This window comes from Caballeronia sp. A2-2 (assembly GCF_057612605.2).
Genome location: NZ_JBVFIR010000005.1, coordinates 16,536 through 31,420, shown reverse-complemented (window position 1 = coordinate 31,420; position 14,885 = coordinate 16,536). Strand labels below are relative to the sequence as shown.

14 protein-coding genes are annotated in these 14,885 nt (G+C 61.1%); 9 read left to right on the top strand and 5 right to left on the bottom strand.

The features are described 5' to 3' along the window. Positions 1–7 precede the first annotated feature (7 nt). Positions 8–988, bottom strand: coding sequence for a GlxA family transcriptional regulator (locus ACZCWR_RS34295; RefSeq protein ID WP_487306987.1), 981 nt, complete (start codon positions 986–988; stop codon positions 8–10). Between the two features lie 93 nt (positions 989–1,081). Between ACZCWR_RS34295 and ACZCWR_RS34290 the strand changes: the two genes are divergently transcribed. The 9 genes from ACZCWR_RS34290 (at position 1,082) to ACZCWR_RS34250 (ending at position 10,114) form a co-directional block, all read left to right on the top strand. After that, positions 1,082–2,080 (top strand): LysR family transcriptional regulator, encoded by a 999-nt coding sequence (locus ACZCWR_RS34290; RefSeq protein ID WP_487306986.1) that lies wholly within the window; start codon positions 1,082–1,084, stop codon positions 2,078–2,080. A gap of 128 nt (positions 2,081–2,208) precedes the next feature. Further along, positions 2,209–3,240, top strand: coding sequence for an ABC transporter substrate-binding protein (locus ACZCWR_RS34285; RefSeq protein ID WP_487306985.1), 1,032 nt, complete (start codon positions 2,209–2,211; stop codon positions 3,238–3,240). Between the two features lie 10 nt (positions 3,241–3,250). Next, positions 3,251–4,024: an ABC transporter permease gene (locus ACZCWR_RS34280; RefSeq protein ID WP_487306984.1), complete on the top strand. Its 774-nt coding sequence runs from the start codon at positions 3,251–3,253 to the stop codon at positions 4,022–4,024. Then, positions 4,021–4,785: an ABC transporter ATP-binding protein gene (locus ACZCWR_RS34275; RefSeq protein WP_487307095.1), complete on the top strand. Its 765-nt coding sequence runs from the start codon at positions 4,021–4,023 to the stop codon at positions 4,783–4,785. Before ACZCWR_RS34280 ends, ACZCWR_RS34275 begins: the two co-directional genes overlap by 4 nt. 100 nt (positions 4,786–4,885) lie before the next feature. Further along, entirely contained in the window at positions 4,886–6,073 is a 1,188-nt protein-coding gene (locus tag ACZCWR_RS34270) for an NAD(P)/FAD-dependent oxidoreductase (RefSeq protein ID WP_487306983.1), read from the top strand. 7 nt (positions 6,074–6,080) lie between these two features. Further along, the gene (locus ACZCWR_RS34265) at positions 6,081–6,608 is read left to right on the top strand and encodes a HutD/Ves family protein (protein WP_487306982.1); all 528 of its coding nucleotides are present in this window, start codon (positions 6,081–6,083) and stop codon (positions 6,606–6,608) included. Positions 6,609–6,634: 26 nt separating this feature from the next. Then, entirely contained in the window at positions 6,635–7,390 is a 756-nt protein-coding gene (locus tag ACZCWR_RS34260; RefSeq protein ID WP_487306981.1) for an electron transfer flavoprotein subunit beta/FixA family protein, read from the top strand. Beyond that, positions 7,390–8,319, top strand: coding sequence for an electron transfer flavoprotein subunit alpha/FixB family protein (locus tag ACZCWR_RS34255; RefSeq protein ID WP_487306980.1), 930 nt, complete (start codon positions 7,390–7,392; stop codon positions 8,317–8,319). Before ACZCWR_RS34260 ends, ACZCWR_RS34255 begins: the two co-directional genes overlap by 1 nt. A 349-nt stretch (positions 8,320–8,668) precedes the next feature. Further along, positions 8,669–10,114 (top strand): NAD-dependent succinate-semialdehyde dehydrogenase, encoded by a 1,446-nt coding sequence (locus ACZCWR_RS34250; RefSeq protein WP_487306979.1) that lies wholly within the window; start codon positions 8,669–8,671, stop codon positions 10,112–10,114. Between the two features lie 838 nt (positions 10,115–10,952). Here ACZCWR_RS34250 and ACZCWR_RS34245 read toward each other — a convergent pair. The 4 genes from ACZCWR_RS34245 to ACZCWR_RS34230 are packed head-to-tail and all read right to left on the bottom strand — an operon-like array spanning position 10,953 to position 14,885. Then, positions 10,953–11,879, bottom strand: a complete 927-nt coding sequence (locus ACZCWR_RS34245) for an alpha/beta fold hydrolase (protein ID WP_487306978.1) — start codon at positions 11,877–11,879, stop codon at positions 10,953–10,955. Positions 11,880–11,902: 23 nt separating this feature from the next. Further along, the gene (locus ACZCWR_RS34240; RefSeq protein WP_487306977.1) at positions 11,903–13,099 is read right to left on the bottom strand and encodes an MFS transporter; all 1,197 of its coding nucleotides are present in this window, start codon (positions 13,097–13,099) and stop codon (positions 11,903–11,905) included. Continuing rightward, positions 13,096–13,980 (bottom strand): alpha/beta fold hydrolase, encoded by an 885-nt coding sequence (locus ACZCWR_RS34235; protein ID WP_487306976.1) that lies wholly within the window; start codon positions 13,978–13,980, stop codon positions 13,096–13,098. The genes ACZCWR_RS34240 and ACZCWR_RS34235 overlap by 4 nt, the downstream gene beginning before the upstream one ends. A gap of 29 nt (positions 13,981–14,009) precedes the next feature. Beyond that, positions 14,010–14,885, bottom strand: a complete 876-nt coding sequence (locus tag ACZCWR_RS34230; protein ID WP_487306975.1) for an acyl-CoA thioesterase — start codon at positions 14,883–14,885, stop codon at positions 14,010–14,012.

The following is a 14,885-nucleotide window of genomic DNA, read 5'->3' as shown; positions in this document are numbered from 1 at the left end:
ACGCGCCTCACGACTTGGGCTGCGCCGCACGCAATTCCGTCGGACTGATGCCATACGCGCGCCGCACCCAGCGCGCGAGATGCGAGGGCGAAGCGAAGCCCGTCGCCACCGCGACATCGGCGACGGGCACGCTGGAATACGTCAGCAGTTCGTGCGCGCGTTCCAGCCGCAACTGCACGTAATAACGCGCGGGCGTGGCGTTCAAATGCCTTAGAAACAGCCGCTCCATCTGCCGCGACGTCATGCCGATCGCCGAGCCGATATCGTTGATCTGCAAAGGCGTCTCCACGTTCGCGCGCATCATCTCGATGGCCCGGCGGATGCCGCGCGGCAAGCTCGCATGATTCTGGTCGCGCCAGCCGCGCTGATCGTCGGCGGTGTCGCGAATGCGCTCGTGGTGAAACTGGTTGGCGACGCGCACGGCCAGATCGCTGCCATGCTGCGTGCGGATCAGATGCAGCATCATGTCCATCGCCGCGATGCCGCCCGAGCACGTCATGCGGTCGCGGTCGATCTCGAAGAGCTTGCTGCTGCACAGCACATCGGGAAAGGTTTCCGTGAAGGCGGGCAGATTCTCCCAGTGAATGGTGCACTGATAGCCTTCGAGCAGGCCCGCGCGCGCGAGCAGATAAGTCGCAGTCGAGAGCGATCCGATGACGGCATCCGTTCGTGCCGCGCGTTTGAGCGCCGCGATAAATGCCGGTTCGAGCGCGGGCGACAAACGCAGTCCGCCGCAGATGAACACGTAATCGGCATCGCGGTACACATCGTCGAAGCGGCTTGCCGCCAGCGGAATGCCGTTCGATGACGCCACCGCCTCGCCATCCAGACTCGCCAGCGTCCACGCATACAGCGATTCGCCCGCCAGGCGATTGGCCGAACGCAACGGTTCGATGGCGGAGGACAGGCTCATCATCGACAAGCCTTCGGCCAACAGGAACACGAAGCGGCGCGGCGCGTTTTCCGGCGATGGAGAGTGATTGACCAAATCGCTATACGTAAGGGATCGAAGAACTGCCCGCTATTATGGCCGCGAAAGCCGCTGCATGGATCTACGGCAAAATGAGCGCAGGAGGAAACCATGCGAAACACTTTCGTCGGCGTGGATCTGCGTGCGCTTCAGGCATTCGTGGCGGTCTGCGAGACACGCTCGATGACCGAGGCCGCGCGCGTGCTCGGCGTGACGCAAAGCGCGGTGAGCCAGTTGATCGCGGCGCTGGAGCGCGAACAAGGCGTGGCGCTGTTCGACCGCGAGTTCCGTCCCGTGCGGCCCAATGCAGCGGGCCGCATTCTGCTGGAACAGGCGGGCGGGCTGCTCGAACACGCGCAGGCGGTTTCGCACAACGTGCGCACGGCGACCAACGAAAGCGTATCGAGCCTGCGGATCGGCTGCGTGGATTCGTTCGCCGCCAGCATCGGGCCGCATCTCGTGCAGCGTCTGTCCGACCGCATGAAAACGCTGTCGATGTGGTCCGGCCTCACGCCGACGCTCAGTGAACAACTCGCCAACCGCGAACTCGATCTCGCGATCTGCACCGAGGCCACGCTCGATCCGCGTCGCGTCGAGCTACGTCCGCTGTTCTCCGAAACGTTTATCGCCGTCGCGCCGAAGTCGTTCAGCACGGGCCGCACGCTGCGGGACTTTCACGACGTGGTGCGCGAGCTTCCGCTGCTGCGCTATACGGGCCGTTCGCTGATCGGTCAGCAGGTCGAACGGCTCGTCAAGCATATGAATTTTCATGCGCCCAACCGCTATGAATTCGACGATACCGACCCGCTGCTGAGTCTCGTCGCGTCCGGTTTCGGCTGCGCGATCACCTCACCGCTGTGTCTCTGGCAATCGCGCGCGCATCTGCCGGACTTGACCGTGGTGAAGCTGCCGGTCACGCGCATCGGGCATCGCCACTTCTACATTCTCACGCGGCGCTCCGAGTGGTCCGCCATGGCCGATGCCGTTTCGCGCGAATCGATCGCGGTCGCGCGGGACGTGATCGCAGCGGGACTGCACGCTGCCTTGCCCGGCGTGCCCGCCGAATTGTTCGATGCCTACGGCATCGGCCCTGAAGCGAACAACGCCTGACGGGATTAGCGGAACTGCTTCAAAACATAAGAGTTGCTGATTCGGTCATGCGGCTTAATGACCGGAGCGCGTTCGCCACTACCATCCTGTGCACACACCGGTCACTCAACGTTCAGACAAGGCACACGATGACAACGAATCGCCGCAGGTTTCTGAAGCAGGCCTCCTTGATTGGCGTGGCGTCGGCCACGACGGGCTTCACGGCGGCCCTCTCGCCGCTGGCGCGCGCGGCGGCGACGGCGACCGTGGTGAACTACGGCGGCTCGGCCTGGCTCGGCCATTACGCCGCGTATCTCGCCATGAAGACCGATATCTTCACGAAGCTCGGCATCGATTGTCACTGGCAGTCGTTCTCCACTTCGTCGGCGCGCATGGGCGCGGTGATGGCGGGAAATATCGATATCGCGGGAACGGGCGTGGTCTCGGCGCTCGCGTTGATGGCGAATGGCGCGAAGCAATTCCAGCTTATCTCGACGCCGAACAACTTCGGCAAGTCCGAAGGACTGCTCGTACACAGCAGCGTGAAGTCGCTTGCCGACCTCAAGGGCAAGAAGATCGGCGTGACGTATGCATCGAGTTCGCATGTGCTGCTGCTCGATGTGCTGCATCAGGCGAACATGGATGCGAGCAAGGACGTGAGCATCATCAATCTTCCGGCGACGGAACTGCTCACCGCGTACCGCAGCAATCAGATCGATGCCGCCGCCGCGTGGACGCCGACCTTCGATCGCATCAAGGCGCTGCCCGACACGAAGCTGCTGCTCGACGATTCGTCTTTCTCGCTCTACAAGCAATATCAACTGACGCCAGGACCGGACGTGCTGCTGGTACGCACCGCATTTGCCACCGCGCATCCCGACGTGCCGAAGGCCTTTCTGCAAGGCATCGCGCAGGCCAACGACATGATGACGCAAAGCCCCGAAAAAGCCGCGCCCATTCTGATGACGCTCACGAATCTTTCGGAAGACGAACAGATGGCGGTGCTCAGGCAAACGCAATGGTATTCGCACGCGCAGCAAAAGACGCTGTTCGCGGGCACCGGCGGCAAACCCGCGCCCTTCGTCGATGGCGTGCAAAAACTCTCCGACATGCTCGTCGATCTCAAGCAGATCGATCAGTCGCCGAAGGTCTCGGACTGGATCAACGCAACTTATCTCTGAGCGCCGGCGCATGGCATCGAACCGAAAATGGCTGGACGGCGGCGGCCTGCTGATTTTGAGCGCGTGCTCGCTGATCGGCTTTCTGCTGCTCTGGGAACTCGTGTGCCGCGCGGGTCTCGTCGATGCGGTGTTTCTGCCCGCGCCGTCGCAAGTGTTGAGCCGTGGCATTCGCATGTGGCATGCGAACACGTTGCTCGACAACGTGCTGGCCTCCACGCGCCGCGTGATGGTGGGCTTCTTCGTGGCGGCGGTCGTGTCGATACCGCTCGGCATCGTGCTCGGTACATCGCGCGTGGCGCGCGCCGTGTTCGATCCGCTGCTGTCGTTCCTGCGCCCGCTGCCGTCGATGAGCTGGATTCCGCTGTCGCTCTTGTGGTTCGGCATCACGGAGACGCAGAAGTACAGCATCGTGTTCATGGGTTCGTTCGCGCCCGCCCTGCTCTACGTGATCGATGCCACGCGAAGCGTCGATCCGATCTTTATCCGCGCGGCGCGCAATCTCGGCGCGAACCGCTGGCAGGTCATGTTCGAAGTCATCTTGCCGGGCTGCATTCCGCAAATTCTGTCCGGCATGAAGGTGATTCTCGGCTTGTCGTGGACCTGCGTGATTTCCGCCGAACTCGTCGCGGCGCAGCAAGGGCTCGGCTTCATGATAATGAACGGACGCGAGTTCTTCCAGACCGATACCGTCGTGCTCGGCATGGTGCTCATCAGCATTACCGTGCTCATTACGGATGCGGCGTTCCGGCTCATCGAACGCGGAGTGCTTTCATGGCAGCGATGATCCAACTCAAAGGCGTCGCTAAAAGCTATGGCGCGTTGCAGGTGCTCAAGGAAGTCGATCTCGATATCGAAAAGGGCGAGTTCCTCGTTTTGCTCGGCGCATCGGGCTGCGGCAAATCGACGATGCTCAACATGATTTCCGGTTTCGAGCCGCCGACGCAGGGACGCGTGTTCGTCAACGGCAAACACGTCAAGGATGTCGAGCCCGCATGCGGCATGGTGTTTCAGCAATACGCGCTGTTTCCGTGGAAAACGGTAAGCGAGAACGTCGCGTTCGGCTTGAAGATGCGCGGCATCGGCCGTGCCGAAAGACGCGAGGCAGCGCGACGTCATATCGAAGCGGTGGGACTCAAAGGTTTCGAGGACAGCTATCCCGGCAAGCTGTCGGGCGGCATGAAGCAGCGCGTGTCAATCGCGCGCGTGCTCGCCAACGATCCCGACGTGATGCTGCTCGACGAACCCTTCGCCGCGCTCGACGCCATGACGCGCCAAGTCCTTCAGGAACAACTGCTCTCGCTTTACGAAAAGAGCGGCAAGACCATCGTATTCATCACGCATTCCATCGACGAAGCGTTGATGCTCTCCACGCGCATGATCGTGATGGGCGCGAAGCCCGGGCGCATCGTGCAGGACATTCGCAACGATCTGCCCATGCCGCGCACCGCCGACGTGCAGCTTTCTCCGGCCTATCTGGAGATGAAGAAGTCGATCTGGCAAACGGTGCAGGCCGAAGTCATGAAAGGTCTCGAAGGCGCGGCCTGAAACCGCCGCTTCTGCATAGCATCGGTTTCGCTTATGGATGCGGCGAAACCCTGCGTTCGCGGCACACTGCATCCGTCATCTTGAGCAAGGAAGCGCAACAGTGGACAGCTACGACGTAGTGGTGATCGGTGCGGGCGTGATCGGCAGTTCGGTCGCGTTCCATCTTCAGAAGCTCGGCGCGAAACGCGTGCTCGTGCTGGATCGCGCGACCATCGGCTCGGGCACGACATCGCAATCGTCGGGCATTCTGCGCACGCATTATTCGGTCAAGGAAAACGTGGAACTCGCGCGCAAGTCGTGGGCCGTGTTCAACGATTTCGCCGCTTATCTGGGCGATGACGAAGCCTCGTGCGGACTCGTGAAATGCGGCTACATGATCGTGTCGGCGGAAGGCGACAAGCTCGAACCGTTGCGCGCATCGCTCGAACAGCAAAAGCAGCAAGGCATTCCGCTGGAATTGCTCGATGCACGGCAAGCGCACGAACTCATGCCCATCGCCCGCTTCGACGATGCCGCGCTGATCGGCTACGAACCCGAAGCCGGTTTCGCCGATGCCTACCTCACCGCGACGAGTTTCGCGCGCGCCGCACGGCGCGGCGGCGTGACGATTCGCGAGAACGTCACCGTGAACCGCTTGCTGATCGAAGACGGCAAGGTGCGCGGCGTATCGACGAGCGCGGGCGATTTCGCCGCGCCGATGGTGGTCAGCACGCAAAATATCTGGACGCCCGAACTCGCGGCATGGACGCATACCGTGCTGCCCGTTTCGCCGGAACGTCACGCCGTGATCGCGCTCGAATGCGCGGGCGCGGCCTATACCTACAAGATGCCGGTCTTCAAGGATCTCGCGTCACCCGGCATGCTGTATTGCCGCAGCTACGGCGGCAATCAAATGCTGGTGAGCGAAGGCACCGCAGGCGAAAAACTCGACTCCGCCGACACCGAACAAGGCGACATTTCGATGGACTATGTAGTCGAAGTCGGCGCGCAGGTTGCCGAGCGCTTTCCGGCTTACGAGGCGGCGGGCATCGCTTCGTCGTGGACGGGTGTGTACGACGTGACGCCCGACTGGAATCCGGTGCTCGGCGCGTTGCCGGGCATCGAAGGGTTGATCGTGGGTTACGGGTTTTCCGGGCACGGCTTCAAGCTGTCGCCAACGGTCGGACGCGTGCTCGCGCAGGCCGCGCTCGGCTTGCCGACCGATGTATCGCTGGCGCCGTATTCCGTCGAACGTTTTGCAACCGGTGCGTTGCTTACTGGTAAGTACGGTGTCGGCGCCGTCTCCTGAGGCGCGCATGCGTATCCGCGCGTTGGAGTCGTTCGCGACGCAGCCGTGGCGCAATGGAGGCGGCACCACGCGTCCGCTGGCGGAAGACGCGGACGGTGCGTGGCGCATCAGTCTTGCATCCATCGAACGCGACGGGCCGTATTCGCGCTTCGAAGGCATGACGCGCCTGTCGCTCGTGATGCAAGGCGCGGGCATCACGCTGCGCGACGAGGCCGTGCAATGTCATCTGCGTCCGGGTCTGGTGGCCGAATACAGCGGCGATGCGGCATGGCACGCCACGTTAATTGATGGCCCGGTGATCGCGCTCAATGCAATGGCTTTGCGTGGCCGTGTGCGCGCACGCATTCTGCCGCTGACGCAAGCGTCGAACGTGCCGCGCGGATGCTTCGCGCTGGCGCTCGTCATGAGCGGCCGCTGCGAAATGAACGCAACGACGCTCGAAGCCGGTCACGTCATGACCCGCGACGAACACGGTCCCGCGCTTCGTCTCACGCCGGACGAAGGCGCATTAGCGGCGCTCGTCATCGTCGAGTAAGACTCATAAACCAAGGAACTCTCTCCATGAAAATCATGGCAGCGGTAAAACGCGTGGTCGATTACAACGTGAAGGTCCGCGTGAAGTCGGATCAGAGCGGCGTCGAAACGGCCAACGTCAAGATGTCGATGAACCCGTTCGATGAAATCGCCGTCGAGGCCGCGACACGCCTCAAGGAAGCGGGCAACGCGAGCGAAGTGATCGCGGTGACGTGCGGCACGACGCCGGGCACGGAAACGCTGCGCACGGCGCTGGCCATCGGCGCGGATCGCGGCATCCTCGTTCAGACGGATGCGGAACTGCAACCGCTCGCGGTCGCCAAGCTGCTCAGGGCGGTCGTCGAACGCGAACAGCCGCAACTCGTGATTCTCGGCAAGCAAGCCATCGACGACGATGCCGGTCAAACCGGCCAGTTGCTCGCCGCGCTGCTCGACTGGCCGCAGGCGACCTTCGCGAGCAAGATCGAGATCGATGCGGCCGCGAATACCGCCACCGTCACGCGTGAAGTGGATGGCGGACTCGAAGCGATCGAGCTAACGCTGCCCGCCATCGTCACCACGGATTTGCGGCTGAACGAGCCGCGTTATGTGACGCTGCCGAACATCATGAAGGCGAAGAAAAAGCCGGTCGATACGGTGACGCCGGACGAACTCGGCGTCGATCCTTCGCCGCGTCTCAAGACGCTGAAAGTGGTCGAACCGTCGGCGCGTCAGGCTGGCGTGCGCGTGAACGATGTCGCGGCGCTGATCGATAAACTCAAGAACGAAGCGAAGGTAATCTGATGACCACTCTCGTCATTGCCGAACACGAAGGCGCGGTGCTCAAAACCGCGACGCTGAACACGGTCAGCGCGGCGCGTCGAGTGAACAACGGCGTGCATGTGCTGGTCGTTGGCCACGAAGCGCAGGCCGTCGCGCAAGCTGCAAGCGCCATCGAAGGTGTCGAGCGTGTGATCCTGATCGATGCGCCGCATCTCGCCGACGAACTCGCGGAAAACATCGCCGCACATGTGCTGATGCTCGCGCCCGCCTACACGCATTTGTTTTTCGCGGCGACGGCGGCGGGCAAGAACGTCGCGCCGCGCGTGGCCGCCAAGCTCGATGCGTCGCAGATTTCCGATGTCATCGCGATCCACGATGCGAACACGTTCGATCGCCCGATCTATGCGGGCAACGCCATCGCCACCGTGCAATGCGACGACGCGATCAAGGTCGCGACGATCCGCACCACCGCGTTCGATGCCGCGAAGGCATCGGGCGGTCAGGCGGTCATCGAAGCGAAACAGGCCGTGCCGGGCGTGGCGCGCGTGCGTTTCGTGCGGCGCGAGATCGCGGCGAGCGAGCGGCCCGAACTCATGTCGGCGCGCATCGTCGTGTCGGGCGGACGCGGGATGGGGAGCGCGGAAAACTTCGCGCTGCTCGACCCGCTCGCTGAGAAACTCGGTGCAGCGGTCGGGGCATCGCGTGCGGCGGTCGATTCGGGTTTCGCGCCCAACGACTGGCAAGTCGGGCAAACGGGGAAGATCGTCGCGCCGCAGCTTTATGTGGCGGTCGGCATCTCCGGCGCGATCCAGCATCTCGCGGGCATGAAGGATTCGAAGGTGATCGTCGCCGTTAATAAGGATGCTGAAGCGCCTATTTTCAGTGTCGCGGATTATGGTCTTGTCGACGATCTTTTCGATGCCGTGCCGAAGATGACTCAGGCTTTGTAGCTTTTGCGCGGCCTGCGCGTCGGACACGACGACCGCGTTGCCCAGCAGCGTTCCGCTTTCAACGACCTCGCGCGCCTTCACGATGTCGTCGAGCGGATAGCGCGCCGCGATGGCATGTGTCAGCATTCCGCGCGCTGACTCTACAGAACGCTCGTGCGCACCTGCATGCGACTTCGCTATTCAGAAAATGCATGCATAAGCCAAGGATTATCCGTTTGCCTGAGCAAGTGCATGAGACCACACTGACAGGCAATCAAAGAACGTTGAGAAGACGTGTGAGTCATCCCGCGCAGGCGAAATGCCGCGCGACGCGCTCAATTATCTTATCTTGCTCAATCGAGGATGAAACTTGAACACAAGAGCCTATCGAGACACGCACCTCCTTATAAATGGCGAATGGTGTGACGCGGAGGATGGCCGCACGCTCGACGTCGTCAATCCGGCGACCGGCGACAAGATCGGCATCGTTGCGCGCGCTGGCCTCGTCGATCTTGAGCGTGCCGTGAAAGCGGCGCAAGCCGGGTTCGAAACCTGGCGCAAGATCAGTGCGTTTGAGCGAGCGAATTTCATGCGCAAAGCGGCGGCCTTATTGCGCGAACGTTCCGATGCTATCGCCCGCCTGATGACGCAGGAGCAGGGCAAACCGATTGCCGAGGCACGTGTCGAGGTGCTGTCGGCGGCGGATATCATCGAATGGTTCGCGGATGAAGGTCGTCGCATCTATGGCCGGCTCGTACCGCCTCGCAACTTGAATGCGCAGCAAACGGTATTGAAGGAACCGGTCGGCCCGGTGGCGGCATTTACCCCGTGGAACTTTCCGGTCAATCAAATCGTGCGCAAGCTGTCTGCGGCGCTGAGCACCGGTTGTTCATTCATCGTCAAGGCACCGGAGGAAACGCCAGCGTCACCGGCAGAACTCATTCGGGCTTTTGTTGACGCTGGCGTGCCAAATGGCGTCGTGGGTCTCGTGTTCGGCGATCCGCCGGAAGTATCCAACTATCTGATCTCGCACCCTGCGATCCGCAAGGTCACGTTCACGGGTTCGACCGAGGTGGGCAGGCAGCTTGCCAGTCTTGCGGGCCGGCACATGAAGCGCACGACGATGGAACTGGGCGGCCACGCACCCGTGATCGTCGCGGAGGATGCAGACGTCGAATTGGCAGTGAAGGCGTCCGGCGCCGCGAAATTTCGAAATGCCGGACAGGTGTGCATATCGCCCACGCGTTTTTTGGTACACAACAGCCTGCGAGCCGCATTCGTCAAAGCGATGGTCGAACATGCGGAAGGCCTCAGGGTTGGCAATGGCCTCGCCGATGGCATCACGCTTGGGCCGCTTGCCAATGCGCGTCGTGTCGCGGCGATGACGCGCGTGGTCGAGAACGCGCGCAGGTCCGGCGCGACCGTCGCGACTGGTGGAGAGCGCATAGGTTCGAGCGGCAATTTTTTTGCGCCGACGGTGTTGAGCGATGTGTCGCTCGATGCCGATGTGTTCAATAACGAACCTTTCGGCCCTATTGCGGCGATACGCGGTTTCGATAAGCTTGAAGACGCCATCATTGAAGCGAACCGTCTGCCTTATGGCCTCGCAGGCTATGCGTTCACGCAGTCGTTCAAGAATGTGCATCTGCTGACTCAGGAACTCGAAGTCGGCATGCTGTGGATCAATCAATCGGCGACGCCTTGGGCGGAGATGCCGTTCGGTGGGGTGAAGGATTCGGGTTATGGCTCCGAAGGGGGTCCTGAGGCGCTGGAGCCTTATCTCGTTTCGAAAGCGGTTACTGTGATGGGGGTTTAGCTGCTGGTTAGATGTCGTGCGTGCGAGGGGCTTCTTCTGTTTGGGCTTTTATTGCAGTAGCCGCCTCCCCGGCGGGGGGGTAACTTTCTTTGCTGCTGCAAAGAAAGTCACCAAAGAAAGCAGCTTTTACCCCCATGCACGATGGCTGGAAAGTGTTGGTCTGGATTAACGATGCAGTGGCCGCAATAGGATGTCCTTCGGTTGGTTTAGCGTGTGGGTAACCTGGCGATTTCGTGCGCTATTTCTAATGGCTTAGTGGACCGCATTCATTCGTTCGGCCATGCGCTACGCGCGCCGAGAGCTTTAGAACGGAATCCCGCAGCCTATCAGCGCCCAGCCACATCACACTTCTCCGCAACATTGCTATTCGGCCCTACCTTGGTTAGTGCTCCGACTAAAAGGTGACTTGCGTTGGTGTACAAGCTTTGCCCAGAGGCGCTTACCAAGGTAGGGCCCAATGGGAGAGGTGCGATACGGTGTGATGTGGCTGGGCGCTCATACGCTGCGGGATTCCGTTCTTACGTTCTCGGCGCGCGCAGCGCATGGCCGAAAGAATGAATGCGGTCCACTAAGCGTTGACTCTTTGAGTGCGAAATCGCAAGGTTGCCTAAGCGGCAAGTTATGCGTGGCAAGTCCTATTGCGGCCACTGCATCAATTAATCCAGACCAACCCTTTCCAGCCATCGTGCATGGTGTAAAAAGCTGCTTTCTTTGGTGACTTTCTTTGCAGCAGCAAAGAAAGTTACCCCCCCGCCGGGGAGGCGGCTACTGAAACAAAGACCCAAACAACAGCAGCCCCTTCCACGAATGAAAAACAACAACCCCATTCCCATCGAACTCACTCAACATTTTCAATAAAATCCTGAATCCGCTCCCCCACTTCCTGCGGTTGTTCATCAAGCATCCAATGCCCACATTGCTCGATAGACCCCGCGGTCCCGCGTACCGCAATCTCATCCGCTGTAGCTTTCATCATCGGACCACCAGATTCCGCTCCCCCGAGCGCAAGAACAGGCATGGGAAGTTTGCGCTTGAGATACTCCTGATTTTCACGAATATCCTCATCAAACGCGCGATACCATTCGAACGCCGCCCGCATGGCGCCGGGCGCCGAATAAGCGCGGACGTATTCGTCGATATCCTGTTCGGTGAAGGCATCCGGGTTATAAGCGAACGCACGAAAGAACCCTTCTGTCAGATACATCCGCTCCCGCCCGGCGACAAGCGCCTCCGATAAATTCCTCTGCTGCTGAAACCGGAATACCCACGAAGAAGCGGCGAGCTTCGCGAATTGCGCAGTCCCTTGCGGAGGAACATCGAGCAGAACCAAATGGCTTACTTCATCGCGATGCGCCGCCGCATAGGCATACGCAACCGCCACACCGAAATCGTGACCGACAAGATCGATTTGCTTAAAACCGAGCCGCAGCACGAGTTGATGGATGTCTTCGGCCATGTTTCTCGTGTCGTATCCGTCGAGCGGCTTTTCTGATTCGCCCGCGCCGCGCAAGTCCGGAACAATGACCGTATGGTTCACCGCAAGACGCGGCATCACATGACGCCATGCATACCATGTCTCGGGAAAGCCATGAAGCAGGACCACGACCGGCCCCTGTCCTCCGATCACATAGTGCAGCTTGACGTTGTTCACCCGTGCGGTGTGATGCTGAAATTGCGCGTTGAATTGCGCGGCATCCGGCACTTGACCATGTGCCGATTGCAGCACGACCGCGAGAGACAAACCTGCGAATAACTTAACGAGCATGTCGCCCTCCTCTTTCAATCGCGTCAAATACGGTCGTCTTTCATACTGAGCAACGCGAGCACGGTTGCAAGCGCCGCCGACGCAGCCCCTTGCGCGCAGATCGCAAGCCATCCTCCGCTCGCCCAACAGAGTCCCACGCCGATCGACAGCGTCGCGCCGCCGACGAACATGGCGATGGTGTACACGGCATTCATGCGGCTCCGAATGTCGTGCGGCATGCGGTAGAGCAGGGAGCGATTCGATATGTCCGTGACCGTCGAACCGGCGTCCAGCAACACGAGCGCCACGGCCATCGCGAACAGGCTGTCGCGGGCGAGCGCGAGTATCGCCCACGCCAACACGATCGCGCCAAACGCGGCAGGACGCGCGCGACGTGGCCCGAGGCGATCGACCAGACGGCCGAGGTAAGGCGCGCAAACGGCAGCGCTCGCCCCCATCAACGCGACATATCCGATACGATCCGCCTGCCAGCCGAAGTGATCGTGCAGATAAAGCGCCGAGCCGAGCCAGAAGGTATTGAACGATCCGAAATTCAGCGCCTGACAAAGCGCCGCCGTTCGCAACGTGCGCGATGACACGATCAGCGACGGCATCGATTGGATCAGGTGACGATAGCCTTGAAGGGACGCGTGCCGACGGACCGATGGCCTCACGACCTTCATGATGACGACCCACGCACCGATCATGATGAACGCCGCCAGTCCGTAGACCGTACGCCATCCGAAATGAAACGAGACCAAGCCGGCCATCGCGCGTGCCATGAGAATCCCGCAAATGACGCCGCTCGTCAGCAAGCCCGTGACACGTCCGATCCGGTTCGCCGGCACGTGCAACGATGCATAGGGCGGAAGCACGTACGGCGTGATGCCGAATAGTCCCGTGCCGATACAGCCTATCGCGAACCAGTAGACGTTCGGGCTCGCCGCCACCAGCGCAAGCGCGGCGATCTGCAGAGGCACGACGGTCTGCAAGAGCTTTCTCGACGTGATGACATCGGCGAGCGGGAGCAGAAAGCAGATGCCCGCCGCGAGCCCCATCTGAAACACGGCTGGCAGCAGCCCGAGCCAGGCTCGCGGCAGCGCGAGCGCCGTGCCCAAAGTGCCGAGCAATGGTTGGATGTAATAACAGTTGGCGACCGAAACGGCCGAGACCGCTGCCAGCGCGCCGACAGCGCGTGCGTCGATTTCATAGCGAGCATCTTCCGTGGCTGAAACGCTCATGGAGTCCAGCCTGCGCGGTCAAGGCGAGTGAAGAAAGCGGCGATTTCATCGGCGGCACGCGCGGGGTTCTCACGATGAGGAAAATGACCCGCATCCGGAAACGGCGCGAGGTCGAGATCGCTGAAATATTCAGGCATGCGATCCGTCCATGCGAAGTCGAAGAGCTTGTCCTGCAAAGTCCATCGCACGCAGGTCGGTAAATGGATCGGCGCAACGGGGCGAGCAGCGGGCGTTTCCGTGCCTCGTGCCCGGTAGTGCGCGAAACTGCCTTCGATCCGCCCCGGCTTCTGATAAGCCGCGACGAAGTTATCCAACACGTCATCGAACGCGTCTTTGCGATACGACCAGTCCTTCAGAAAATGGCCGATGTAAAGGCGCACGGATTCCGGCGTCGCGCCGACCAGACGCGCTGCAAGGTCGGTCTGCTGAAACTGGAAGTACCACGTATGCGCGCGGCGCTGCGAAGCGAAGAAACGATCGCCGACACCGGGATAGATGAAATTGAAAAAGAACAGCCCGGCGATCTGTTCGGGATGCTGACGAGCCAGCGCTTGTGCCGCCGCCGCGCCGATATCATGCGAAACGAGGCCCACCGGTCCCAATTGCAACGCCGTTAGCAGCGCCGATAGATCGTCGGCCTGTTGTTCCGGTCCGAAGGTTTCATTCGGCATGTCGCTTTCGCCAAAACCACGAAGATCCGGGGCAATAAGTTCGAACCGGTCGGCGAGGCGCGACATCACCGGTTCCCAGGTAAGCCAGAACTCAGGCCATCCATGTAGCAGCAACAACGGACGGCCTGACCCGATACGGGCAACGTGCAAGCGCGCGCCATTGGCATTCACTGTCTCATGCGAAATCTTGTTCGAATCTCCTGCTTGCATACGGACTCCGTAGGATGTGCATGGCGCGATCAACGCGACCGCGCGATTCGTACCAACCCTTCCTGCGCAACCGATGCGATCAACGCACCGTCCCGCGCAAAGACAGCGCCGCGCGCGAACCCTCTCGACGCCTGAGCCGACGGACTATCCATCGCAAGCAGCAGCCAGTCATCCAAAGCGACTAAACGATGGAACCACATGGCGTGATCGAGGCTGGTGAGGTGCACATCCGCATCGAAGCCAGCACAGCCGTGTGCGAACGTCACCGTATCGAGCAATGCGATGTCCGAGAGATACGCGAGCACGGCTGCGCGAATGGCATGGCTGTCGGGCACCGGCGCCGTTGCTCTGAACCAAAGCCGTTGCAGTGGCTCAAGCGGCTCGCGGCTCAGGTAGTGATCGGTCGCGACCGGCTTGATCTCGAACGGACGCTCGCGTTCCCAGTGCAATTTCAGTTCGGGCGCAATGCGTTCGCCATGCTGCGCGCTGAGTTCCCGAGTCGTGGCGAGCGTTTCCGGCCTTGCCACGTCGGACGGCATGGCTATTTGATGTTCGAGGCCGGCGTCATCGGTCTGGAAGGAGAGCTGGCACGACAACAACGTCCGGTCCTGCTGACGCGCGATCACGCGAAGCAAAGAGAATCGCTTGCCATCGCGCATGTGTTCGACATCGTAGACCACCGGCCATTGCGTCGTGCCCGATTGCATGAAATAGCCATGGAGCGAATGAATGTGTCGCGATTCATCGAATGAACCGACCGAGCTATCAGCGGCGATGATCGCCTGCGCGAGAAGCTGACCACCGAACAGGCGCGGCAATCCATCGTCGAGATTGCGGCCGACATAACACTGCGCGTCGATCGCTTCCAACTCCAGCACCGCGAGCAAATCGGACATGGTAGACAT